This window comes from Streptomyces sp. NPDC058632, assembly GCF_042717095.1.
In the GTDB taxonomy this organism is placed as follows: domain Bacteria; phylum Actinomycetota; class Actinomycetes; order Streptomycetales; family Streptomycetaceae; genus Streptomyces.
Genome location: NZ_JBHXQZ010000023.1, coordinates 54,522 through 78,258 on the forward strand (window position 1 = coordinate 54,522; position 23,737 = coordinate 78,258).

The window sequence follows — 23,737 nt, forward strand, 5'->3', positions numbered from 1 at the left end:
GCCCTACGACCGTCCGTACCGCCGACCCAGCCCACGAGGTCACCGTGCACAGCCCGCGCATGACGCACGGGCGCAGCGGCAGGTCTTCGGACTCGTGGGCGCGCCCGCCGGACATCCGCGGACACCTACCGGCCGTCGCTTCCCAGGCCCTGGCACGGGCCCAGTGTCGTTTGACGGCGTTCGTTCCCACTCACCGCTGCGGGACAGTCCCGGATTCCCACCGGGTTCCCTCTTGCGTCGCGCCACCGGACGTCCAGGCGGACGGGCGGCGCGAACCGGCTGCGTGGATCAGCGTAGAGGCGCCGGTGCCCCGGCGACAGTGGGGGATCGGCGGTTGTCCTGAATGAGAGTGGTGCGACAGCCGGGGCGGGGAAGCCCGGCGGCCGCGCGCGGGCTGTGCGGCGACGGCGGATCCGCAGTACCCACTGGACCCGGTGGGAAGTCGGGAACGGCGGCCGCAGCGGATCGGTGAGCTGCCGGCCCTCGTCATCGCTCCGGGCTCTGGCTGGATCGGGTATCGGTGACTTGTCGTCCCCTCAGCCAGACTGGTTGCCCCACGACACACGTGCACCATCCCTGCGGTGCCAGCGCCCGGGAGGCCCTTGATGCTGTCAGACGCGAGTCCGGACGAAGACGGGACAGCCTCCCGGCCGGGACGAGAACGCCCGCCCGCCGACCGTGTCGCCCTGCGGGGCGATCTGCGCTCGGCTCTGCCCGACGCCACCGCGGCGGTGGTGGTCACGGTGGCCGTGTTCGTGTTCCTGTACGCGCGCGTGGACTCGGGCGATTCCGACACGGTCGCGGTCATGCCGTTCATGGCCGATCCCGGTACCTACTGGATGTATCTGCTCAGCCAGGCGTTCGGGTGGTCGGGCCTGCTGTGGGCGTGGGGCACGGTGATGCTCGGACTGCTGCTGTCGGGGCCGCGTCCCGCCCGGCTGCCGGTCTCCCGACGGGTACTGGAACGCTGGCACCGCACCACGAGCCTGACCACGATGGCCCTGATGCTCGCGCACGCGCTGATGTTCGCGGCGGAACTCGTCCGCTACGAGGCGGATTCGGGCTGGGCCGAGCGGCTGTGGGCGGGCTTCGCGGACAGCTTCGTGCCGGGCTGGTACGACTCCGGGACCGGCAGGGTCGCCATCCCGCTCGGTCAGGGCGCCCTGTATCTGGCGATCCCCCTGGGCCTGTTGTTCTACGTCCGGCACCGCATCGGAGCGAACGCCTGGCGACGGCTGCACCGGTTCGTCATCGTCGTGTACGTGCTGAGCGTGTGGCACACGCTGCTGTACGGGACCAACGTCTGGTACGGGGAGTGGCCGCGCACCGTGCTCTGGCTGCTGCAACTGCCGGTCGCGGTGCTCCTGTTGCTCCGGTTGCTGCGGCCGGCCCGCAGGGCCGGGCGGCTGGGCGCGCCCGGGGGACGTACGGGTGTGACCTGGCCGGCCTGGGCGGCGCGGGCGGGTGGACGGCTCGCGGCCGGGGCGGTCGTCGTCGGGCTCCTCGCCGTCGTGGTGTCCGGCCGCGACGGAGGACGGGACCGTCCGGCCGAGCCGCCCGCGACGGCACCGCACGTCCAGGAGGCGGAATGACGTTCCCGTCCGCGTACGCCCTGTCCGCCCGGCCGGTCACCTCCGGGCGGGGGCAGAGGCCACCGTGGTGCGAGGGCCCGCGCAATGGAATGATGGCCGGCGACAGGGCGACGGCGGAACGAGGAAGCCGGTGTGAATCCGGCGCGGTCCCGCCACTGTGATCGGCGAGCGAGCCCCGCACACGACCACTGCCCGCACCAGGGTGGGAAGGCGCGGAGCGAGCATCGACCCGGGAGCCAGGAGACTCACACGGTCGCCTCCTCGACGCATCCCCGGGGCGGATCTCCCCGGAGAGAGGAACGATGCCGCATGCCCGCCGACGCGCGCCCGGCCGAAACGACGTCCGTCGACGTCGCGACCTCGGAGCCCGCCCCAGTGCCCTGCCGGGTGGTCGTGTGCAGGGACTGCTGCTGTGGCAGCCCGAAAGTGATCGGTGTCGACCACGCGGCGCAGACAGCGCGCCTGCGCGCGGAGGTACCTGTGCGGGTGTCCGCGTGCCTGGACGTGTGCGACCAGGCCAACGTCATCGTCGTCCAGCCCTCCGCGGCGGGCCGGGCTGCCGGCGCCCGGCCCGTCTGGCTCGGACTGGTCAACGACCCGGACGCCACCGAGGACATCGCCGCCTGGGCACGTGCCGGCGGACCCGGCGTAGTGCCCCGACCGGACATCCTCGACCTGTACGCCATCACGCCACCGCGGCGGCGTACGGCTTCCTGAGACCGCGCCCACCCACTCATCGATCCGCGTCGGTACATCCGCCGGAAAGGAGGCGCCCCGACATGACCGAACATGCTCGGGCGTCCGCCGGGGCCGTCGCTGCGGCGCTCCGGGACGTGGCGGCCCTCGGAGGTTTCTTCGTCATGCACGTCGGTGGCCGGGACGAGGGCTGGCATCCGCTCGACCACTCCTATGCGAAGGGCTTCACCGACCTGGCCGAGGCCGTGGCGCACCGGCACCACACCCGCGAACCGCGGACCGGTGTGTCCATCGCCCACCTCGGACACGCGGCACGCCTGTGGTCCCCCGCCCTCGCTTGCGCGCTGCTGCACGGGATCGTCCTGGACCTGACGGAGTTGCAGCGTGCCGACGACGGGCCGGCCCTCCGCCTGCCCCGCCCCGCCGGCTGGTACACCGAGCGGTTGCCCGAACCCGCTCTCGCCCTGAACGAGCAGGTGATGGGCCATCTGCGGGGGCTCGCGGCCGGACTCCGCGTCAGGATCGCTCCGCGCCTGCTGGACGGGAACGCCGCCTCCGCACTCGTCGGGGCGGCCCACGCCCTGTTGGGGGCCCGCCCCGGACTGCGCGAACCGCTCACCGGCCTCACGGCCGGGTTGCTGGGTACCGGACGACTTGCGGGTACGGGAATGATCACCGGACCGGATCTCACGTTCCGACGCCGCAGTTGCTGCCTCTACTACCGTGCGCCGAACGGCTCGAAGTGCGGTGACTGCTGCCTGGCCGGCCGGGACGGACCGTGACAGGACCGGCTCCGGCGGCCGGCCGCACTGCTGCGCCGGGAGGTTCGGGTGACGCCCGGCCTCCACGCGTCCGCCGCCGCCCCCCTGTGACCCCCGTTGACAGAGGAGGGCGGAGATCCCACAATCAGTGCCGTGACCACACACCGGTTCAACACGATGACGGGGCCTCTGCGCGTCCCGGACCGAATCGGTTGTGAACGCTCCGGTCGATAACCGGCTGCCTTCGAGCCGCAGGCTCGACGCACCCCGACCCTGAATCCGGACCGCGCCTCCGTCTTCCCGGCGGACGCTCCGGACACCCTTGCGCCCGGCCGTCCCGGCAGCTTTCGGCCCGCCCGCACCCCTGCCTCCCGCGGACGCCGGACACCGTGGCGAAGCAGACACGAGAAGGAGCACTTCATGACCGTCACGCATGCTGATCCGGCCGTAGGCCTGCGCGAAGCGCGCATCCCGCAGGACGGGATGCACGAGGGGCGGCGCACGCTGCGCCGACTGCCCGAAGGGTGGGAGGAACGCCCCTACGAACGGTTCGACGTCGTCCCGCAGGCACGCACGATCGGCGCCGAGATCAAGGGCGTCGACCTCTCACGCCCGCTCGACCCCGCGCTTCGCGAAGAACTCAACCGGGCTCTGCTGGAGTGGAAGGTGCTGTTCTTCCGCGCCCAGCACCTCACCTCCGACCAGCAGCGCGCCTTCGCGGGCCACTGGGGCGAACTGGAGACGAACCCGCTGCTCGCCACCGGTTCCACCGAGGACGTCGTCCGCTTCGACAAGCGGGACTCGGCCACCCCGACCTACGAGAACGTCTGGCACGCCGACGTCACCTTCCGGGAGCGGCCCGCGCTCGGCGCCGTCCTCCAGGTGCGCGAGGTGCCCCCGTTCGGCGGGGACACCATGTGGGCGGACATGGCGGCCGCCTACGACAACCTTCCCCAGGAGGTGAAGGACCGTATCGAGGGGGCCCGGGCCGTGCACGACTTCATCCCCGGCTTCGCCAGGTTCTACGGGCCCGAGCGGCTGATCCCCCATCAGGACCGGTTCCCGCCCGTGGAACACCCGGTCGTGCGCACCCACCCCGAGACCGGGCGGCGCATGCTGTTCGTGAACACCTCCTTCACCACCCACATCACCGGGATGGCCCGTGACGAGAGCGACCGCCTGCTGCGGTACCTCTTCCAGCAGGCGCACGTCCCGGAGTTCCAGGTGCGCTTTCGCTGGCAGCCGGGGGACATCGCCTTCTGGGACAACCGCGCCACCCAGCACTACGCCGTCAACGACTACGGCCGTGAGCGCCGTGTCGCCGAGCGCGTCGCCATCGCCGGCGACCGCCCCTGCTGAGCGCCCCTGCCGGCCGCCGTCCACCGTTCCCCGCGAAGGCATGGCCGGTCCCGTGGGGCCGGGGGGTGGCGTGGGCCGGGGGGGGGTGACCCCCCCCCCCCGGGGGCCCGCCCCCCCCCCCCCCCCCGCCCCCCCGCCCGGGGGGGGGGGGGCCGCGGGGCGGCCCCCGGCGCGCCGGCGCCGGCCGCGTGGGGGGGGGGGTGGGGGGGGGCGCGGGGGCGCGCCCCCCCCCCCGCCCGGCCCCCCCCCCCCGACCGCTCCCCCGGCGCCGGACAGTGGTCGTGGCGTCCGTCGCGGCGGCCCGGTGCTGCTACCAGCACATGACCGCCGTCTCGCCCGAACCCCGTGCGGAGTACAGGCGGATCCGGACGAAGTAGCGGCGGCCCTTGACGAGCCGGACCGCGAGCGTCGCGTTGCGCGGGGTTCCTCCGTCGTCGTGCCCGGCGAGATAGCGGGGCTCCCCGTCCCGCTCCTCGAACAGCACGACGACCAGGTCGCCGTCGCCGAAGGTGCCCACCGTGTACGCGCGGGTCTCCACCGGGTCGATGTGGAAGTCGGCCTGTTCGCCGGGGCCCAGGCCCAGCGGTACCGAGCGGAACGGCACCAGTGTGGGCGGGCCGGGCCGCTCGGCCGGGGGATACCAGCCGAGGACGGACTCCTTGTCGGCCGCGGACAGGGTGCCGGGCGGATGGACACCCCCGCGGTACTGCTCCGGTTCCAGGATCAGGCCCGGCGCGAAGGCGTACCCCATGATCGAATCGGCGTCCCAGACAGGGCCGTTCACCTCGTTCGCATCCAGCTTGCGCAGGATGTTCCGGTGCGTCCGCTCCCGGCTCCAGTGGTTGGGCGGGCCCGCGAGCTCGGCGTACACGGCCTCGTCGTCCCAGTGGAGACCGGCGCAGGGGCTCTGGTGCTCGTGCAGCATGCCCAGGGCGTGCCCTATCTGGTGCAGGGCCGTCCCGCGCTCCCCGGGCGCGGTCAGGTCCCAGCCGAAGTTCATGGTGCGCTCGTGCAGACCGGCCAGGAGCGCCTCCCTGCCCACGGCGGACCAGGAGCCGCCGCCGGACTGGAAGCCGATGCGCAGTTCCGCCTCCGAGCGGTCGCGGACCTCGGCGAAGGTGAGCCCGATCCCGAGGTCCTGCCACTCGGCGAAGCACCCACGCACCACGTCCTGCTGCGTCTTGGTGCCACCCCACGACACCCAGCGGGTCCGACCGGTTCCCGGCACGGGAATGACCGACCCGTCGGTGTCGCCGCGGAAGAAGCAGTAGTGCAGCACGGTGCCGTTGACCCACATCCGCCGCCCGGCCGTCAGCGCGCCGAGCCGCCCGGCGGCGAGCCCCGGCGCGAAGGCGGGGGCCGGCTGCCGCGGCAGCGAGCAGTAGCGAGGGGTCATGGGCGACAGGGTGCCCCATGCGGGGCCCCCGGCGCCTGAGTCGGGGTCTACTCAACTCGCCCTGTATCAGCGGTGAGTAACCCCGCTCCTGTAGATGTGACGACTTTCCCCGGGGACACGACCACGCCGTACACGCGGTTCACGCCGCACGAGAGGGACGAGGCGCCGTACGCGACGGGCGCGGTGACGCCGGAGCCCTTGCCGCTCTGGCCGTTCACCGGCCGTGAGGACGAACTCCATCTGATACGGCGCTCGCTGACCGGCGCCCGGCGCGGCCTCGTGGTGACCGGGCCGGCGGGGCGGGGCAAGACCCGGCTCGTGACCGAGGCCGTCCGCGGTACCGACTGTGCCCGGGTCGCGGGAATCCCGCAGGCCCACCGGATGCCGTTCGCCGCCTTCGCCCCGCTGCTGCCGGAATCGGTCACCCTGCACCGGGCGGTCCGACTCCTCCGGGGAACAAGGACCCTGCTCGTCGACGACGCCCATCTGCTCGACGACTCCTCCGCCGCCCTGGTCCATCAACTCGCCGTACGGCCGGACACCCGGCTGCTGATCGTCGTCACCGACGGAGCCCCCGTACCCGCCGCCGTGTCCCGGCTGTGGACCGGTGAACTGCTGCCCCGCCTGGCCCTGGACCCACTGCCCCGCGAGGAGACCGCACAACTGGTCGCGGCGGGCCCGGGCGGCCGGCCCCTGGAGCCGCTCACCGTGAACCGGCTGCACCGCCTCGCCGGCGGCGACCTGCGGCTGCTGCGCGAACTCCTCGGCGCGCTGGGGGAACACGGGCGGCTCACCCGCGTACCGGGCACCGCCGAGTGGGCCTGGCGCGGCCCGGTGCCGCTCACCCCGGCCGTCCGTGAGCGCACCGCCCACCTGCTCACCCGTACCGGCCCCGGCGAGCGCGAGGCGCTCGACCGCCTCGCCTTCGCCGAACCGTTGCCGGTGGACCCGGTGGACCCGGAGAGCCCGGACGGTCTCGACCTCGTCGCCCTCGAACGCCTGGAGGACGACGGTCTGGTCCACGTCGACGATCAGGGGATCCTCCGTTTGGCCCACGCCCTGCACGGCCCCGTCCTGCGGGCCGCGGCCGGCAGGCTGCGGGCGCGACGGCTGGCCCGCGCCCCCGAGCAGTGCGGACCCGCCCTGGCCGCCGAGGCCGCCGCCCTCACCGCGCTGATCGAACAGGACGACGTCCGGACGGTCCCGGCACCCGTGGGGGACTGGCTGGTGGCGCAGGGAGCCCCGGTGCCCGCCGGGTACGCGGTACTGCGGGCCCGGTTCGCACGACTGCGGGGCGAGGTGCGGGAGGCCGCCGCATGGGCCCGCGAGGGACTGCGCACGACGCCCTCCGCCCTCTCCTGCCAAGCCGAACTCGCCCTCGCCGGGACACAGTCGGGCGACGTCACAGGCGTGCGGCACGCCATCGGAGCCACCCCCGTCGACCACCCCTCCCGCGACCCCTACGAAGCCGTCCGCCTGGGCACCCCCGAGCGGGCCGCCGGGCGGCCCACCGGTGTCTTCGCCGCCCATGCCGACGCCCTCGCACACGCCGACGGTCCCGCCCTGGACCGCGCGGCGGGGGAGCTGGAGCGGCGCGGCTTCCTGCTGTTCGCGGCCGAGGCCTACGCCCAGGCCGCCACCGCCCACCGCGACCCGGGCGCCGCCCGCACCGCACGCACCCGCGCCGTCGCCCTCGCCCGCCGCTGCCAGGGCGCCCGCACCCCCGCGCTGGCGGGTCTGGTCCTGGGCGAACTCACCGCACGGCAACGGCAGATCGTCACCCTCGCCGCCACCGGTCTCAGCAACCGGCAGATCGCCGAACGCCTCACCCTGTCGGTCCGCACCGTCGGCAACCACCTGTACAGCGCCTACACCCGCCTCGGCGCGAGCGACCGCACCGCCCTGCCCCGGCTGACGGAACTCCGGTCAACGGACCCCAGGTCGACCGAACCCCGGGAGGTCCAGCCCGCCTGATGCCTCGTACCCCGGCCCTCGAAGTCTCCGCTCAGGCCGCGCCGAACGCCGAGAACGCCCACCCGGTGGCCCGGTGCACCGCGTCGCCCGGCAGGGAGGCCCGTGCGTCGCGCAGGGCCTGGGCCAGGGAAAGGCCCGCGTCGAGTCCCTTGTGCAGCGCGAGCATCAGCGGCACCACGGCGGCGTCGTTGACGGGTGCGCTGCACGCCACCACGCCCGCCGTACCGAGCGGCAGCAAGGCCGTGACCAGGCCCAGGAGTTCGTCGGCACCCACACTGGCGAACCGGGCGGTGTCGCAGCAGGGCAGGATGATCCGGTACGGGCTGCGGTCGAGCCGCTCGAAGTCGTGCACGATCAGAGGCCCGTCGGCCATCCGCAGCGAGGAGAACAGCGGGCCGTCCGCGCGGAACTCGCCGTGCGCGGCGATGTGCGCCAGCTCGGCCCCGTCCAGTTCCTCCAGGACCCGCTCCACCCTCGCGTCGTCCTCCTCCAGGACCCGCGCCCCGCCGTACCGGCCGGCGAGCTCCGGCACCTCCGCGCCGCCCGTCGCGAGTCCGGGGCCGCGCACCAGCACCTGGCGGCCCCCGGGCGGCGGCGCGGTCTCCCGCGCGCGCAGCCAGCCGCTCGCCGACGGCGACACGCTGAAGACCCGGTCCCGCAACGACGGCAGCAGCGCCCACGGCACCCGGTGCAGCCGTCCCGGCGGTACGACCACCAGCGGACCGGTGCCCAGATGCGCCGCCGCCGGGCCCAGCAGCAGCTCCTCCAGACGCCGGCCCGCGGCCTCCACCACCGGCAGCCGCGCCTGAGCCCCCGGATGGGCCAGGCGCCGCAGCCCGGCCTGCACATGCTCGGCCTCGGTCTCCGCCGCGGCCAGTTGCCCCGCCTCGAACCGCCGTACCCGCCCCTGCCCGCACAGCAGCACCTGCACCCGCCCGTCGAGCACGGCGAGTTCCACCAGCTGGACGTCCCCGCTGTCGTCCAGCCGCCGCAGCAGCCTGCCGACGTCGAACCGGCCCCCGACGTCGAACCGGCCCCGGCCGTCGGCCGCCGTACCACGCACGTGCAGGGTGCGGGAACGGATCTCCCGCTCCAGGCGCCGCTGTTCCCGTTCCAGTGCCGGTACGGCCCTGCCGTCCCTCCGCGCCTCCTCCGCGCGGGCGGCGATCTCCCGGTAGGCCGTCATGCCGCTGAGCAGCGCCGGGTCGGCGGGCGGCCGGGTGGGCGGCGTGGACAGCGCGGTGGCCCGCCAGCGCTCGCTCCACACCAGCAGTCGCCGCGGCCCGCCCGAAACCAGGCTCGCCCGCTGCGCCAGGGCGGCCAGCTCCGCGCCCTGCGCGGTGGCACGGGCCCGCAGCTCCGACGCGCCCAGCGTCATCCGGTGGTCGTCGAGCACGTCGAGTCCCCGCCGGCAGGCCTCCAGCACACCCCGCGCGGACCCGGCCGCCTGCGCCCGCAACGCCTGCGCCGCCCAGCCCGTCAGCCGCGCGAGCGGAGGACCGCTGCGTCTGCTGCGGGCGGCGATCGCGAGATGCCGCTCGGCGTCCGCCGTCCAGCCGAGGTCCAGCGCGATCCGGCCCGCGAGCAGTGACGCCTCCGGTGCCGCCGGCGCGCCCAGCGCGGCCAGCCGGTCGGCCACCCCCGCGGCTTCCGCGACCAGCCGCCCCGAACCGCGTCCGGCCGCGTGCCGCGCCTCGATCAGCACCAGCCGCGCGTGCGTCTCCCACCAGGTGCGCCGCTGCCCCGCGAACAGCCGCACGGCGAGCGCCGCGCGGGCGATCGCCGTCTGCGGGTCGCCCGCCAGCCGGGCCGCCCGCGCGGCGGCCAGCAGCAGCTCCGCCTTGCGGGTGGACTGGCCGCCGATCCCGTCGAGCGCCTTGACCGCCGCGTCCGCCCCGGCCAGCGCCTCGGACGCCAGTCCCGCCGCCATCAGCACCTCGCAGCGCCGGATGTCGAGCATGAACGTCGGCGTGCCGAGCTTGGCGTAGCGCTCCTCCGCCTCGTCCAGCAGCCTGAGCGCCGCCGGGACGTCACCGGAGCGGAACGCGGCGAGACCCCGGCTCTCCACGGCGTCCGCCTTGTCGTGCTCCTGGCCCGTGGTGTCCCACAGCGCCTCCGCCGCGGTGAAGTCGGCCTCCGCCCGCTCCACCGCGCCCAGTGCCAGATGCACCGTCGCGCGCAGGGTCAGGGCACGTGCCGTCCAGATCACGTCGTCCACCTGCCGCAGCACGGTGATCGCCCGCCGTACGTCCTCCAGCGCCTCCTTGTGATGCCCCAGCACCCACCACGCGTACGCACGCCGGAACAGCACACGCGCGCGTGTGTGCCCGGTGCACCGCTCGACGCCACGGCTCAGGGCGTCCAGGCCCTGCCGGGTGCGCCCCGCGTGCACCAACGCCACCCCGAGGGTGCCCAGGACGTCCGCCTCCCGCTCGGCCGAGTCCGTGCGTGCCGCCCAGTCACGGGCCCGCCGCAGATGGGTCAGGGCCAGCCGCATGTCCCCGAAGTCCCGCTGCCACATGCCGATCACCTGATGGGCGACGGACGCGTGCAGCGGCGTGGGACGGCCGCCCAGCACCTTCTCCGCCCCCGCCAGGGCTTCGCCCGGGTCGGCGAACACCATCGGCAGCAGTTCCAGCACCGATTCGCTTCCCGCTGTCACCCCATGGATGGTAGTGCTCCGCAACCGCGCCCCACAGGTGTGACGTTGTATCAAAAGGACGTCCCACGGCTCTGATTCACGACGCGCCGTCCGACCGGCGTCGTCGGACGGCGGCACCGCCCGACGACAGCGTCACCCGACGACACCGACTCCGCTCCACGACAGCTCCCGCGGCCCCGGCCGCCATCGTCCCGGTGGAGGACACGCCATGGCACCACAGCGATTCCGTGAGCAGTACAGCCAGATCCAGCGCTCCATGCCCGACGTCCCCCTGGCGATCGGCCCGGACGACGCGGGAGAGTTCCTCTACGAGAAGGGCGTCGTGCTCGCCCGCGACGGCGAGGAGGCCCGCCTCGTCGAGGACACCGTGCGGCAGCACTTCACCACGTTCGCCGGTCTGACCGCCGACCACGTGCGCCGGGCGGGCCCGGAGACCAACCGCTCGGGCATCACCCGCATCCAGGTCGCCGACCCGGGGCAGGGCGACGGCAGTGGCGACCCCGCCGTCGCGGGCGCCCTGCGCGCCCTGCGGGAGCCGGAGGGCCGCACCGGCCGCCGGCTGGTCAGCCGCAATCACGTGGTGTCGATCGCCGTCAACGCCTGCCCCGGCGACGAGCCCGTCCCCGTGGGGGCCGGCGCGCAGCCCAACCCGGCCGTCGCCGACGGCGGGTACGCCGGCGACAGCGCCGTCGGTGTCCTCGTCATCGACACCGGTCTCATGAACGACCACCGGTCCTACCCGCTCCTCGCCCACACCCGGGGCGACGCCCAGGTCGAGGAGTGCGGGGAGGACGGCATCCTGAGGCAGTACTGCGGTCACGGCACGTTCATCGCGGGGCTCGTCGCGGCCGTCGCCCCCAACACGGACATCACCGTCCGCGGCACCCTGAACGACGCCGGTGCCATCCTGGAGTCCGAGTTCGGCGAGAAGCTGTTCGAGGCCGTCGACCAAGGCGGCTGGCCCGACGTCATCAGCCTCTCCGCCGGCACCTCCAACGGCCGCACCGACGGGCTGCTCGGCGTCGACGCCTTCATGCGGGAACTCCGGCAGCAGCGCACCCTGCTGGTCGCCGCCGCCGGAAACAACTCCAGCGCCACGCCGTTCTGGCCCGCCGCCTACGCAGACCTCCCCGGCTTCGAGAACGCCGTCCTGTCGATAGGCGCCCTGCGCGGCGACGGCGACTTCGGCGCCTGCTTCAGCAACCACGGCGCCTGGGTGAAGGCCTACGCCCCCGGCGAGCGCCTCACCAGCGCGCTCACCGGCTTCGAGACCCCCGTGCCGTACGTGTACCAGCACTCCACCTATGACGCCTGCCGCTACGGCTTCGGCTACGCCTGCACCTGCAGCCACCCCCGGCACACCGGCGTCCTCAGCGAGGAGGGCGGCTCCGGCAAGCCGGACCAGGTGATGTTCGAGGGCCTCGCCCAGTGGAGCGGCACCTCGTTCGCCACCCCCGTCGCCGTCGGCATGGTCGCCGCCCACATGACCGCGCGGGCCGAGACGGACCCGCGCAAGGCCCGGCGGCAGCTGATGGACGCGAACAGCGACGTCGCCGAGGTGCGCGGGGCGAACGTACCGGCGCTCATCCCGGCCAGCTGGCGTCCCACGCCGGTCGCGCTCCCCTCCGCCCGGACATGAGGTCCGGAACCGTTCCCTCCGCGGCGTACGATGACTTGCCGTACACGAGGGGTGGGGACGTGGACCGTACTGATGTCGGCGCGTTGGTCCAGTCCGCCGTCGGCGGCGACGCGGCGGCCTGGAAGGCGATCGTGGAGGGGCTGGGCCCCCTGGTGTGGTCCGTGGTGCGCGCCCACCGGCTCTCCGACGCGGACGCGCACGAGGTCTACCAGACGGTGTGGTTCCGCTTCGCCCAGAACCTGGGGCGCATCCGCGAACCGGAGAAGACCGGCGCCTGGCTGGCCAGCACGGCGCGGCACGAGTGCCTGAAGGTGCTCAGGAACGCGCGCCGGCTGACCCTGACGGACGACCCGCAGCTCCTGGACCGGGTCAGCGAGGACGGTGCACCGGAGCAGTCGCTGCTGGAGGCGGAGGAAGCCGCCGCCCAGAGCGAACGGGTACGGCGGATGTGGCAGGAGTTCGAGGAACTCGGCGACCGGTGCAGGCAGTTGCTGCGCGTGCTGATCGCCTCGCCGCCGCCCAGCTATCAGGAGGTGTCCGCCGCGCTCGGTATCGCGGTGGGCAGTATCGGGCCCCTGCGCCAGCGCTGTCTGCGCCGGCTGCGGGCCCGGCTCGAGGCACGGGGGGCGATGTGAACGGCATGGACGGCATGGACAACGACCTGGGCGACGGCCCGCTCGACGAGCACGCCGGATCGCCGGAGTCCGCCGCCGGGGACGCCGACGACGGCCTGCTGGAGGAGGAACTCCGGCAGGCCGCCGCCGTCCTGGACCCGCTGCCGCCGGCGCTGCTGCAGATCGCCGTGGACGCCTACGCGCTGCACGACCTGGACGCCAGGGTGGCCGAGCTGACCTTCGACTCGCTGATCGACGCCATCCCGGTCAGAGGCGCCGAGGACCCGCCGCGGATGCTCACCTTCAGCGCGGGCGAGGTGACCGTGGACGTCGAGGTGACCGCGCACGGCCTCATGGGGCAGCTGCTGCCGCCCCAGCCGGCCCGGATCGAGGTGCTGGGCGGACCGCAGCCGGGCTCCTCCCTCACCGCCGACGACATGGGCCGCTTCACCGGCGCCACCCCGCCCTCCGGCCCGTTCGCCCTGCGCCTGCGGACCGCCGGGGACGTGGTCGAGACGGAGTGGCTGCGCACCTGAGCCGTGTCCCGGCACCAGGTCAGCGCGACACCGCGTCCACCAGGGTCCCCAGGGCCGAGGCGAGGTCCCGCAGGCCCGGTCCCGCGGGACCGCCCGGCTCGGTCATGTACGTGTCCCGGCGGATCTCCACCATCAGCGCCGTCACCTCCGCCCGCTTCTCGTAGAACTCCAGCGGCACGTACGTCCCGGCGAACGGGCTGTCGAGTCCCGTCTCCCCGCAGGGCGCGAACGCCTCGCGGGCCGCGTCGAGCAGACCGGCCGGCGTGTGGAAGGCGTCGGTGCCCAGGCAGACCGGCGGGCGCGGGCCCACGCCGTGGAGTTCGTAGGGCAGGGGCGCGGTGGGGTAGGAGTGGACGTCGATGATCACGGCCCGCCCGGTGGCCGCCAGGCGGTCCGCCACCGCCTGGGTCATGGCCTGTGCGTACGGACGGAAGTACCGCTCGATCAGCGGCCCGTGCTCGAACCCGTCGGGCCGCAGCGCCTCCTTGTGCGTGGTCCGGGTGTAGACCGCGCCCATCCCGGACGCCAGCATCTCCTCCCGCTCGTCCGGGAACCGCTCTGGGTCGATCACCAGTCGGGACAGTCCGTTCACGAACCGCCACGGAGTGATCCCGGCCGCCTCGGCGGCGGCCTCGGCGATCGCGGCGGTGTGCGCGTCGGTGATGTGGTCCAGCTCCCGCTCCAGCTCCGCCTCGCCCAGCACGATCCCGGACCGCACCTCGGCCGGTATCTCCCGCGAGGAATGAGGCACATGGAGGATCACGGGGGAGTCCCCGGCACCGGGAAGAAGGCGGAAGGGCTGCGGGGGGTGCGGGACCTGCGGTACCGGCGGGACATCGGTCATACGGCTGCTCCAGGGCGTTGTCAGTGGTGCACGACAAGATCAAGGTGCCACACGCCACTGACAACGCAGCCGGCGCACCGGGACCGAGGACCGGTCCCACGCCCCTCGCCAACGCACAGGTCACCGCCCATGCGCTCCTCCGGGACCTGTACCGGACGGCTGCTACCCGGACCACGTCGTCGACCGGGGCCGCGACGTCCTGCTCGCCCTGTGCGCGCGGATCGAGACGGTGGCCCGCGAGGCGATGGCCGAGGACTTCCGGTTCGTCGCCCGGGCCCACGGGTCCACGGACGCCGACGCGGAGGAGCTGGTCGCCCCGCGCGAGTGGTGAACGGAAGCAGGTGCCGGAGGCGACGGCTCGGGCCCCCGGACACGGCTCCGCCCCGGCCGGGCGCGCTGCCGGCCGGGGCGGATCGGGAAGCCTTCGAGGGCTGCCCGGTGGCGTCAGCTCAGGGACGCAAGCGCCTCGTTCCACGTGGCGGACGGACGCATGACCGCGGCGGCCTTCACCGGGTCGGGCTGGTAGTAGCCGCCGATCTCGGCCGGCTCGCCCTGGACGGCGACCAGCTCGTCGACGATCTTCTGCTCGTTCGCGGCGAGGGTCTCGGCGAGCGGGGCGAAGGCCTCCGCCAGGTCCGCGTCGTCGGTCTGACCGGCCAGCTCCTGCGCCCAGTACAGGGACAGGTAGAAGTGGCTGCCGCGGTTGTCGATGCCGCCGAGGCGACGGCTCGGGGACTTGTCCTCGTTGAGGAAGGTCGCCGTGGCGCGGTCGAGGGCGTCGGCGAGGACCTTGGCGCGGGCGTTGCCCGTGGTCTCGGCGAACTGCTCCAGGGACGGCACCAGGGCGAAGAACTCGCCCAGGGAGTCCCAGCGCAGGTAGTTCTCCTTGACCAGCTGCTGCACGTGCTTGGGCGCGGAACCGCCCGCACCCGTCTCGAACAGGCCGCCGCCCGCCATCAGCGGGACGACCGACAGCATCTTGGCGCTGGTGCCCAGCTCCAGGATCGGGAACAGGTCGGTCAGGTAGTCGCGCAGCACGTTGCCGGTGACCGAGATGGTGTCCTCGCCGCGGCGGATGCGCTCCACCGACAGCTTGGTGGCCTCGACCGGGTTCAGGACACGGATGTCCAGGCCCTCGGTGTCGTGCTCGGCCAGGTAGCGCTCGACCTTGGCGATCAGGTGGGCGTCGTGGGCGCGGGTCTCGTCCAGCCAGAACACGGCCGGGGAGCCGGTGGCGCGGGCGCGGGTGACGGCCAGCTTGACCCAGTCGCGGATCGGCGCGTCCTTGGTCTGGCAGGCGCGGAAGATGTCACCGGCGGAGACGGCCTGCTCCAGGACGGCGTTGCCGGCCCGGTCGACGAGGCGGACGGTGCCGGTGACCGGGATCTCGAAGGTCTTGTCGTGGCTGCCGTACTCCTCGGCCTTCTGCGCCATCAGGCCGACGTTCGGCACCGAGCCCATGGTGGACGGGTCGAAGGCGCCGTTGGCGCGGCAGTCCTCGATCACGGCCTGGTAGACGCCGGAGTAGCTGGAGTCCGGCAGGACGGCGAGGGTGTCGGCCTCCTGGCCGTCGGGGCCCCACATGTGGCCGGAGGTGCGGATCATGGCCGGCATGGAGGCGTCCACGATGACGTCCGAGGGGACGTGCAGGTTGGTGATGCCCCTGTCGGAGTCGACCATCGCCAGCGCCGGGCCCTCGGCGAGCTCGGCGTCGAAGGACGCCTTGATCCCGGCGCCCTCGGGCAGGCCCTCGAGGCCCTTGTAGATGCCGCCCAGACCGTCGTTCGGGCTGAGGCCGGCCGCGGCGAGCTGCTCGCCGTACCGCGCGAACGTGTTCGGGAAGAAGGCGCGCACCACGTGGCCGAAGACGATCGGGTCGGAGACCTTCATCATCGTGGCCTTCAGGTGCACGGAGAACAGCACCCCCTCCTGCTTGGCGCGGGCGACCTGCGCGGTGAGGAACTCGCGCAGCGCGGCGACCCGCATCACGGAGGCGTCGACGACCTCGTCCTTCAGCACGGGTACGGACTCGCGCAGCACCGTGGTGGTGCCGTCGTCGCCGACCAGCTCGATGCGCAGCGCACCGTCCTCGGCGATCACCACGGACTTCTCGGTGGAGCGGAAGTCGTTCTCGCCCATCGTCGCCACGTCGGTCCTGGAGTCGCCGGTCCAGGCGCCCATGCGGTGCGGGTGGTTCTTGGCGTAGTTCTTCACCGAGGCGGGGGCGCGGCGGTCGGAGTTGCCCTCACGCAGGACCGGGTTCACGGCGGAACCCTTGATCTTGTCGTAGCGGGCGCGGATCTCGCGCTCCTCGTCGGTCTTCGGGTCGTCCGGGTAGTCCGGCAGCGCGTAGCCCTGGCCCTGGAGCTCGGCGACAGCGGCCTTCAGCTGCGGGATCGACGCCGAGACGTTCGGCAGCTTGATGATGTTGGCCGCGGGGGTCTTCGCCAGCTCGCCGAGCTCGGCGAGGGCGTCCGGGATGCGCTGGTCCTCGGTGAGGTGCTCCGGGAACACGGCGATGATGCGTCCGGCCAGCGAGATGTCACGCGTCTCCACGGGGACACCGGCCTGGGAGGCGTACGCCCGGACCACCGGCAGGAACGAATACGTCGCCAGGGCGGGGGCCTCGTCAGTGTGCGTATAGATGATGGTCGAGTCAGTCACCGGGTGCTCCGCTCCACGTCTGCAACATTGCTCGACATCAAGATATCCCGTACGCGCCCTGGGCTCGACAGGGGTCCGGATCGGATGGGGCCGACCGTGCCGGCTCCCACGGGCCCGGAACCCCTGCGGACCGGCCGCCCGCCGTACGTCAGATCGGCCGGGACGCCGTCATGTCGCCCGGCTCCGGCTCGGCGCCGCGCTGCTGCGGGAACACCACCGAGCCCTGCTGCAGCGCCACCGTCCGCGCGGGCGACGGAATGCGGATGCCCTCCTCGCGGTAGCGCCGGTGCAGCCGTTTGACGAACTCGTGCTTGATCCGGTACTGGTCGCTGAACTCGCCGACGCCCAGGATCACGGTGAATCCGATGCGGGAGTCGCCGAAGGTGTGGAAACGCACCGCCGGTTCGTGCTCCGGGAGCGCCCCGGTGATCTCCGTCATCACCTCGGCGACGACCTCCATGGTGACCCGCTCCACCTGCTCCAGGTCGCTGTCGTAGGACACCCCGGCCTGCACCAGGATGGTCAGCTCCTGCTCGGGACGCATGAAGTTGGTCATGTTCGTCTTCGCGAGCTGCCCGTTGGGGATGACCACCAGGTTGTTGGAGAGCTCGCGGACCGTCGTCTGACGCCAGTTGATGTCCTCGACGTAGCCCTCCTCGCCGCTGCTCAGCCGGATGTAGTCCCCGGGCTGGACGGTCTTGGAGGCGAGGATGTGGATGCCCGCGAACAGGTTGGCGAGCGTGTCCTGGAGCGCCAGCGCGACCGCCAGACCGCCGACGCCGAGGGCGGTGAGCAGCGGGGCGATGGAGATGCCCAGCGTCTGGAGCATCACCAGGAAGCCGATCGCCAGGACCAGGATCCGGGTGATGTTCATGAAGATCGTGGCCGACCCGGCGACGCCGGACCGGGCCTGGGTCACCGACTGCACCAGGCCGGCCACCACCCGGGAGACCGACACCGTCGCCGCGAAGATGACCAGCACCGTCAGTGTCTGGTTGACGTTGTGCTGCACGGTCCGGGTCAGCGGCAGCGCCGCCGCCGCGGACGCGGCGCCGCCCGCGACCGCCGCCCACGGCGCGATCATGCGCAGGGCGGCCACGGCGACGTCGTCGCCGCGCCACTGGGTACGGTCCGCGTGCCGGCCGAGCCAGCGCAGCAGCATGCGCAGCAGGAACGCCGCGAGCAGGCCCGCGACGAGCGCGATACCGGCGTACAGCACATCGGTCATGGTGAGCGCGCGCGTCATCGCTCACCTCCGGCGAACGCCTCTGCCGTGGAACGTATGTGATGTCGTGTCACGTCTCGTCACCTGCTCGCATTCGGGGATGCCCGGGAGAGTGCGGCCCGGGAGGGTGTGCCGTGCCGGACCGCCGCCCGGCGGTCGGCACAAGCGCTCATCCTGCCGTATCCACCAGGGCAGTTCGTGCCACGCCGTGGCCGCGGGGCCGCCTGCTGTCGCCCTGGTCAGATCACCCTCAGCCGCACCAGCGCGCCCAGCGTCAGCGCTCCGGGCAGCAACGGCAGCCACACCGTGACGATCCGGAACGCCAGCACCACCGCGGTGGCCACCGCGGCCGCTCCGCCCACCGCGACCAGCGCCACGATCAGGGCCGCCTCCACCGAACCGAGACCGCCCGGCGAGGGCACCAGCGCGACCGCGACGGTCGCCGCGAGATACGCCACCGCCACGTGCGCGACCGGCACCGCCAGCCCCAGCGCCAGCCCCACCAGGATCAGCGACGCCGCCTGCAGCGCGGGGAACGCGAGAGCACCGCCCCACAGCGCCAGCGCCCTGGACGGCCGGGTGTGCACCGACCGGGCCTCGCCGAGCGCCGTCCGCAGGAAGGAGAACACGGCCGAGCGGACCCGCCGTACGAGCAGGAGCACGGCCGCCGCCACGACCGGCACCGCGCCGAGCACGAGCAGCAGCGGGCCCCCCACCCCCTCGGGCAGCAGGGATCCGGGCCGCAGCACGTCCGGGAACGCGACGAGCAGCGCGCCCAGCAGGGCCACCCGGCCGATGGACTCCGCCAGCAGATACAGCGCGAGGGCGGCCGAGGAGCGGGCCAGGGACAGCCCGCACACCGTCATGAACCGCAGGTTGACCGCGCTCGCGCCCAGCCCCGTCGGCAGCAGATGGTTGGCCGCGCCCGCCGCGAACTGGGTGGCCAGCAGCCGTGCCGCCGGCAGCCGTTCGAGGACCGCGCCCTGCCGGGTGCACGCGGCGGCCACCCAGGTCAGACAGGTCGCACCGGCCGCGGCCAGCAGCCAGGGCCACCGCGCGGTCCCCAGATGGACGAAGCCGTCGGCGAGCACCGACCGCTGCCGCACCGCGACCACGGTCACGAGCAGCAGGGGAAGTACGTACAGGGTCCTGCGGAGGGTCCGCGTCACATCGAAGAAGCCTTTCCGTCCCGCGCCAACTGCGGGTGGCGGCAGGCCGGACGGCGGCTTACGGCTGGGCAGCGGCTGCCGGCGCGTCATCCAGGGGCCCCGCCCGCGCCACACGGATGGCGGTCCTTGACCTCAATAATGGTTGAGGTTCTACCTTTCTCGGCATGAGCATGGAGACCACAGCCTGGACCCAGTTGCGCAGCGTCATGACCGCAGAGGAGGAACACCGCCCCCTCGCGCGCCGGACCCTGCGCCGCATCGCGGGGTTCGCCCGCCCGCACCGCCGCCGCATGACCCTCTTCGTCCTGCTCGGATCCGCGACCGCGCTGCTCGCCGTCGCCACCCCCGTCCTGGCCGGACGCGTCGTCGACACCATCGTGACCGGCGGCGACTCGGCCACGGTCGTCCGGCTGGCCCTGCTCATCGCGCTGATCGCGGTGGTGGAGGCGGCACTCGGCATCCTCGGCCGGAGACTGTCGGCGTCCCTGGGGGAGGAACTCATCCTCGATCTGCGGACCGCCGTCTTCGACCATGTCCAGCGGATGCCGGTCGCGTTCTTCACCCGCACCCGTACGGGCGCGCTCGTCTCCCGTCTCAACAACGACGTGATCGGCGCCCAGCGGGCCTTCAGCAACACCCTGTCCACCGTGGTCGGCAACCTGGTGACGCTGGTGCTCGCCCTGGCCGTGATGCTCACCCTGTCCTGGCAAATCACCCTGCTCGCCCTGGTCCTGCTGCCGGTGTTCGTCGTCCCCGCCCGGCGCATGGGCCGCCGCATGGCCAGGATGCAGCGCGAGGCCGCCGCCCTGAACGCGGCCATGGGCACCCGGATGACCGAGCGTTTCTCCGCGCCCGGCGCCACCCTCGTCAAACTCTTCGGCCGCCCGCAGGAGGAGTCGGAGGAGTTCGCGCTGCGCGCCCGCCGGGTCCGGGACATCGGCATACGGACGGCCACCGCCCAGACCGTGTTCATCACCGCGCTCACCCTCGTCTCCGCCCTCGCCCTGGCCCTCGTCTACGGCCTCGGCGGCCACCTCGCCCTGCGCGGCTCCCTGGAACCCGGCGCCGTCGTGTCCCTGGCGCTGCTGCTGACCCGCCTGTACGCCCCGCTGACCTCCCTGGCAGGGGCGCGGGTGGAGGCGATGAGCGCCCTGGTCAGCTTCGAGCGGGTCTTCGAGGTGCTCGACCTGAAGCCGCTCATCGAGGAGAAGCCGGACGCCCGCGAGGTGCCCGACGGTCCGGTCTCCGTCGAGTTCGACGACGTCCGCTTCGGCTACCCGTCCGCCGACAAGGTCTCCCTCGCCTCGCTGGAGGAGGTCTCCGCCCTGGACACGCATGGCGGCACCGAGGTCCTGCACGGCGTCTCCTTCCGCGCCGAACCCGGGCGGACCGTGGCCCTCGTCGGGTCCTCCGGCGCCGGCAAGTCGACCATCGCGCACCTGCTGCCGCGCCTCTACGACGTGGACTCGGGCGCGGTGCGCGTGGGTGGCGTCGACGTCCGCGACCTCACCGCGCAGTCGCTGCGCGACACCCTCGGCATGGTCACCCAGGACGGCCACCTCTTCCACGACACCGTCCGCGCCAACCTGCTGCTCGCCGCGCCCGCAGCGAGCGAGCCCGACCTGTGGGACGCGCTGCGCCGCGCCCGCCTGGACGACCTCGTACGCTCCCTGCCCGACGGTCTGGACACGGTGGTCGGGGAGCGCGGCTACCGGTTCTCCGGCGGTGAGCGCCAGCGCATGACCATCGCCCGGCTGCTCCTCGCCCGGCAGCGGGTCGTCCTCCTCGACGAGGCCACCGCCCACCTGGACAACACCTCCGAGGCTGCCGTCCAGGAGGCCCTCACGGAAGCCCTGGAGGGCAGGACGGCCCTCGTCATCGCGCACCGCCTGTCCACCGTCCGGGCCGCGGACCTGATCCTGGTCGTCGAGGCCGGCCGGATCGTGGAACGGGGCACGCACGAGGAACTCCTGGCGGTCGGCGGCCGCTACGCCGAACTGCACCGCACCCGATTCGCCGGCCGGCCCGCGGGCCGGGAGCGGAGCGCGGCGGCAGTGGTGTAGCGCCGGCCCGACGCCCAGGACCTGAAACCCGACGCCCCGTGGGGCGTACGTCCGAGCGCCGCCGCCGGCCCCGGTCCGGGACTGACGGCGGCGCCCGGACGCGTACGGCCGCCTACGGTTCCTCGCGGTTCCCCACGGAGGGCCGCCCGGCGTCACTCTCCACTAGTGTCCGTCCTGCTCCGCACGGAACTCTCCCCGTCGCCGGACTTCCCGCTCCGCGAACCGCCACGGTCACGACTTCCCCGGCCACGACCGCGGCCGGCGCCCCCGCGCCCACCGCCGCCACGCCCTGAGCCGTGCGCGTCGAGCTCGATGGCGAGCGGTGAGGCGGTCAGCACCGACGAGTACGTGCCCACCCCGATGCCGATGAGCAGCGCGAGCGCGAAGTCGGTGAGCGAGTCACCGCCGAGCACCGCCAGCGCGACCAGGATGAAGATCACACCGATGCCGGTGTTGACCGTACGCGGCAGCGTCTGCAGGACGGCCCGGTTCGTGGACTGGGCCAGGGACGCCTTGGGATCCCTGCCCCACAGTTCCCGGACGCGGTCGAAGACCACGACGGAGTCGTTCACCGAGTAGCCGATCACCGTGAGCAGCGCGGCCAGGAACACCCCGTCGATCGGCTTGCCCAGCCAGGCGAAGATGCCGGTGAGGATCACCACGTCGTGCGCCAGGGTGCTGACCGCCGCCGTACCGAACATCCAGCGGAACCGGAAGGCGAGGTACACCAGCTGGGCGCCGAGGGCCAGGCCGAGCGCGATCAGCGCGTTGCGGCGCAGCTCGTCACCCAGGCTCGGGCCGATCAGCTCGTCGCGGACCTTCTCCGCCCCGCCGCCGACCTCGCCGATGGCCTCGGCGACCTCGACCGCCTCGGCGTTGCCGAGCTCCTCGGTGCGCACGGTGAGCCGGTTGTCCCCGGACGACTGGACGACGGCCTGCGGGAAGCCGGCGTCGGCCAGGGCCGCGCGGGCGCGGTCCGGATCGACGGTGCTGCCGGTCGAGTACTCGATCAGCCGGCCGCCGGTGAACTCCACACCGAAGTTCAGCCCGCGCACCAGGATGCCCGCGCCGGTGACGACGAGCACGAGGACGGACACCGCCAGCCAGCGGCGCGGCCGGCGCATCAGCTGCGGGTCGCGCCGGGTGAGGTACGCACGGACCCGCCCGATGGAGGCCAGCCCGGTGATCTTCGGCCGGCGGTGCACCCAGCCGCGCGCCACCGCGAACTCGGCGAGCACCCGCGTGATCACCAGGGCGCTGATCATGGAGGCGAGGACACCGATGGCCAGGGTGACGCCGAAGCCCTTCACCGGACCGGAGGCGAGCAGGAACAGCAGCGCCGCCGCGATGAGCGTGGTGATGTTGGAGTCGGCGATCGCGCTGAACGCGCCCTTGAACCCCGCGGTCAGCGCCGAGCGGCTGCTGGGCCGCTTCCGTTTGGCGTACTCCTCCCGTGCCCGTTCGAAGACCAGCACGTTGGCGTCGACGGCCATGCCGATCGTCAGGACGAATCCGGCGAGACCGGGCAGGGTCAGGGTCGCGCCGAGGGCCGCCAGGGCGGCGTAGGAGATCACGCCGTAGCAGGCCAGGGCCAGGGTGGCCAGAAGACCCATCAGCCGGTAGACGACGATGATGAACACCGCGGTCAGGGCGGTGCCGACGACGGCCGCCCAGGCGCTCGACTCGATGGCCTCGGCACCCAGCGTCGGGCCCACGGTCCGCTGCTCGACCGTCTCGACCGGCACCGGGAGGGCACCGCCGCTGATGAGCAGCGCGAGCTCACGGGACTCGTCGCTGGTGAACGAACCGGTGATCTGGGTGGACCCGCCGGTGATACCGGCACCGCAGGCCACGGACGGGTCGACCTGCGGCGACGAGATGATCTTGTCGTCCAGTACGATCGCGACCCGGCGCTGCGGATCGCCCGCCGGATGGCAGGCCGCCTCGCCGGTCAGCTTCGCCCAGCCCCGGTCGTCCTTGAAGTCCACGGTGACGAGCCAGCCGGCGGCGCCCTGCTGGTCGAAGGCGGCCTCGGCGTCCTCCACGTCCTCGCCGGTGAGCGCGGCGGGGGCCAGGTGGAGCCGCTCCCCGGCCTCGTCGGCCAGGACGCGTTCGCCCTTCGGCAGCGGATCGTCGGGGCCGGTTGCGTCACCGGGGCCGAGCACCGGGTGGACGGTGAGCTGCGCGGTACGGCCCAGTACCTCGGCGGCCTGCCGCGGGTCCTGCACACCGGGCAGCTCGACGATGATCCGGTTGTCACCGGAGCGGACGATGGTGGGCTCGGCGACGCCCAGCGCGTCGATCCGGCCACGCAGGACCTCGAGCGTGCGGTCGGTCGCCTCACCGCCGGCCTCGACGGTTTCGGTGGAGCGGGTCTCCAGCACGATCTGGGTACCGCCGCGCAGATCGAGTCCCAGACGGATGGGGACCATCGCGGCGATGTAGACGGACACGGCGATCACGACGAGTGCGAACAACGCCCGGACACGGGCGGAACTTTTCACGGATGACTCCAGCAGTCGCACCGCGGCCGGTCGAGCACG

Annotated in this window: 17 protein-coding genes and 2 riboswitches; of the genes, 10 read left to right on the forward strand and 7 right to left on the reverse strand. The window is 73.4% G+C overall.

All coding sequences use genetic code 11. The features are described from left to right. Positions 1–59 precede the first annotated feature (59 nt). Positions 60–262, reverse strand: a riboswitch (cobalamin riboswitch). 343 nt (positions 263–605) lie between these two features. The 4 genes from ACFWVE_RS11715 to ACFWVE_RS11730 all read left to right on the forward strand — a co-directional run bounded on the left by ACFWVE_RS11715 (position 606) and on the right by ACFWVE_RS11730 (position 4,408). Beyond that, positions 606–1,592, forward strand: coding sequence for a ferric reductase-like transmembrane domain-containing protein (locus ACFWVE_RS11715; protein ID WP_384011265.1), 987 nt, complete (start codon positions 606–608; stop codon positions 1,590–1,592). 117 nt (positions 1,593–1,709) lie between these two features. Beyond that, a riboswitch (cobalamin riboswitch) is annotated at positions 1,710–1,839 on the forward strand. 128 nt (positions 1,840–1,967) lie between these two features. Further along, a complete protein-coding gene (locus tag ACFWVE_RS11720; protein WP_384011343.1) occupies positions 1,968–2,309 on the forward strand; it encodes a (2Fe-2S) ferredoxin domain-containing protein in 342 nt (113 codons plus the stop codon). Between the two features lie 62 nt (positions 2,310–2,371). Further along, positions 2,372–3,070 (forward strand): (2Fe-2S)-binding protein, encoded by a 699-nt coding sequence (locus tag ACFWVE_RS11725; RefSeq protein WP_384011269.1) that lies wholly within the window; start codon positions 2,372–2,374, stop codon positions 3,068–3,070. Positions 3,071–3,469: 399 nt separating this feature from the next. Continuing rightward, positions 3,470–4,408, forward strand: a complete 939-nt coding sequence (locus ACFWVE_RS11730) for a TauD/TfdA dioxygenase family protein (RefSeq protein WP_384011271.1) — start codon at positions 3,470–3,472, stop codon at positions 4,406–4,408. 310 nt (positions 4,409–4,718) lie between these two features. On the opposite strand, the gene ACFWVE_RS11735 is transcribed toward ACFWVE_RS11730, so the two are convergent. After that, positions 4,719–5,804: a M12 family metallopeptidase gene (locus tag ACFWVE_RS11735; RefSeq protein ID WP_384011274.1), complete on the reverse strand. Its 1,086-nt coding sequence runs from the start codon at positions 5,802–5,804 to the stop codon at positions 4,719–4,721. Positions 5,805–5,900: 96 nt separating this feature from the next. Here ACFWVE_RS11735 and ACFWVE_RS11740 point away from each other — a divergent pair, with 96 nt between their 5' ends. Next, a complete protein-coding gene (locus tag ACFWVE_RS11740; RefSeq protein WP_384011276.1) occupies positions 5,901–7,778 on the forward strand; it encodes a LuxR C-terminal-related transcriptional regulator in 1,878 nt (625 codons plus the stop codon). 31 nt (positions 7,779–7,809) lie between these two features. Here the strand turns inward: ACFWVE_RS11740 and ACFWVE_RS11745 are convergent, their stop codons facing one another. Further along, positions 7,810–10,401, reverse strand: coding sequence for a CHAT domain-containing protein (locus ACFWVE_RS11745; protein WP_384011346.1), 2,592 nt, complete (start codon positions 10,399–10,401; stop codon positions 7,810–7,812). A gap of 247 nt (positions 10,402–10,648) precedes the next feature. Between ACFWVE_RS11745 and ACFWVE_RS11750 the strand changes: the two genes are divergently transcribed. Genes ACFWVE_RS11750 through ACFWVE_RS11760 form a run of 3 tightly spaced genes read left to right on the forward strand, consistent with a single transcriptional unit; the run spans position 10,649 to position 13,229 of the window. After that, positions 10,649–12,079 carry a S8/S53 family peptidase gene (locus tag ACFWVE_RS11750; RefSeq protein WP_384011279.1) on the forward strand — a complete coding sequence of 477 codons (1,431 nt, stop codon included), beginning with the start codon at positions 10,649–10,651 and terminating at the stop codon, positions 12,077–12,079. 59 nt (positions 12,080–12,138) lie between these two features. Beyond that, positions 12,139–12,714: an RNA polymerase sigma factor gene (locus ACFWVE_RS11755; RefSeq protein ID WP_384011281.1), complete on the forward strand. Its 576-nt coding sequence runs from the start codon at positions 12,139–12,141 to the stop codon at positions 12,712–12,714. Between the two features lie 5 nt (positions 12,715–12,719). Continuing rightward, positions 12,720–13,229, forward strand: coding sequence for a hypothetical protein (locus tag ACFWVE_RS11760; RefSeq protein WP_384011284.1), 510 nt, complete (start codon positions 12,720–12,722; stop codon positions 13,227–13,229). A 19-nt stretch (positions 13,230–13,248) separates the two neighbouring features. On the opposite strand, the gene ACFWVE_RS11765 is transcribed toward ACFWVE_RS11760, so the two are convergent. Beyond that, the gene (locus tag ACFWVE_RS11765; RefSeq protein WP_384011286.1) at positions 13,249–14,073 is read right to left on the reverse strand and encodes an N-formylglutamate amidohydrolase; all 825 of its coding nucleotides are present in this window, start codon (positions 14,071–14,073) and stop codon (positions 13,249–13,251) included. A 229-nt stretch (positions 14,074–14,302) separates the two neighbouring features. Here ACFWVE_RS11765 and ACFWVE_RS11770 point away from each other — a divergent pair, with 229 nt between their 5' ends. Continuing rightward, complete coding sequence (locus tag ACFWVE_RS11770) at positions 14,303–14,404, forward strand: DUF5713 family protein (RefSeq protein ID WP_384011289.1); 102 nt, start codon at positions 14,303–14,305, stop codon at positions 14,402–14,404. Between the two features lie 113 nt (positions 14,405–14,517). Here the strand turns inward: ACFWVE_RS11770 and ACFWVE_RS11775 are convergent, their stop codons facing one another. The 3 genes from ACFWVE_RS11775 to ACFWVE_RS11785 form a co-directional block, all read right to left on the reverse strand. After that, positions 14,518–16,737: an NADP-dependent isocitrate dehydrogenase gene (locus ACFWVE_RS11775; RefSeq protein WP_384011291.1), complete on the reverse strand. Its 2,220-nt coding sequence runs from the start codon at positions 16,735–16,737 to the stop codon at positions 14,518–14,520. A gap of 148 nt (positions 16,738–16,885) precedes the next feature. Continuing rightward, on the reverse strand, positions 16,886–17,983 hold the full coding sequence (locus tag ACFWVE_RS11780; protein ID WP_384011294.1) for a mechanosensitive ion channel family protein: 1,098 nt from the start codon (positions 17,981–17,983) through the stop codon (positions 16,886–16,888). Positions 17,984–18,201: 218 nt separating this feature from the next. Then, a complete protein-coding gene (locus tag ACFWVE_RS11785) occupies positions 18,202–19,221 on the reverse strand; it encodes a YbhN family protein (protein ID WP_384011296.1) in 1,020 nt (339 codons plus the stop codon). An 80-nt stretch (positions 19,222–19,301) separates the two neighbouring features. Between ACFWVE_RS11785 and ACFWVE_RS11790 the strand changes: the two genes are divergently transcribed. Further along, positions 19,302–21,194, forward strand: coding sequence for an ABC transporter ATP-binding protein (locus tag ACFWVE_RS11790; RefSeq protein WP_384011348.1), 1,893 nt, complete (start codon positions 19,302–19,304; stop codon positions 21,192–21,194). A 152-nt stretch (positions 21,195–21,346) separates the two neighbouring features. Here the strand turns inward: ACFWVE_RS11790 and secD are convergent, their stop codons facing one another. After that, positions 21,347–23,698, reverse strand: coding sequence for a protein translocase subunit SecD (secD, locus tag ACFWVE_RS11795; RefSeq protein WP_384011299.1), 2,352 nt, complete (start codon positions 23,696–23,698; stop codon positions 21,347–21,349). Positions 23,699–23,737: the final 39 nt, after the last annotated feature.

Bases quoted from the DNA above. Each gene is read 5' to 3' on its own strand.
- ACFWVE_RS11760 (WP_384011284.1), top strand. From the start codon at position 12,720: ATGGACGGCATGGACAACGACCTGGGCGACGGCCCGCTCGACGAGCAC.
- ACFWVE_RS11735 (WP_384011274.1), bottom strand. From the start codon at position 5,804: ATGACCCCTCGCTACTGCTCGCTGCCGCGGCAGCCGGCCCCCGCCTTC.
- ACFWVE_RS11725 (WP_384011269.1), top strand. From the start codon at position 2,372: ATGACCGAACATGCTCGGGCGTCCGCCGGGGCCGTCGCTGCGGCGCTC.
- ACFWVE_RS11765 (WP_384011286.1), bottom strand. From the start codon at position 14,073: ATGACCGATGTCCCGCCGGTACCGCAGGTCCCGCACCCCCCGCAGCCC.
- ACFWVE_RS11790 (WP_384011348.1), top strand. From the start codon at position 19,302: ATGGAGACCACAGCCTGGACCCAGTTGCGCAGCGTCATGACCGCAGAG.
- ACFWVE_RS11750 (WP_384011279.1), top strand. From the start codon at position 10,649: ATGGCACCACAGCGATTCCGTGAGCAGTACAGCCAGATCCAGCGCTCC.
- ACFWVE_RS11745 (WP_384011346.1), bottom strand. From the start codon at position 10,401: ATGGTGTTCGCCGACCCGGGCGAAGCCCTGGCGGGGGCGGAGAAGGTG.
- ACFWVE_RS11785 (WP_384011296.1), bottom strand. From the start codon at position 19,221: ATGACGCGCCGGCAGCCGCTGCCCAGCCGTAAGCCGCCGTCCGGCCTG.
- ACFWVE_RS11780 (WP_384011294.1), bottom strand. From the start codon at position 17,983: ATGACGCGCGCGCTCACCATGACCGATGTGCTGTACGCCGGTATCGCG.
- ACFWVE_RS11715 (WP_384011265.1), top strand. From the start codon at position 606: ATGCTGTCAGACGCGAGTCCGGACGAAGACGGGACAGCCTCCCGGCCG.
- ACFWVE_RS11730 (WP_384011271.1), top strand. From the start codon at position 3,470: ATGACCGTCACGCATGCTGATCCGGCCGTAGGCCTGCGCGAAGCGCGC.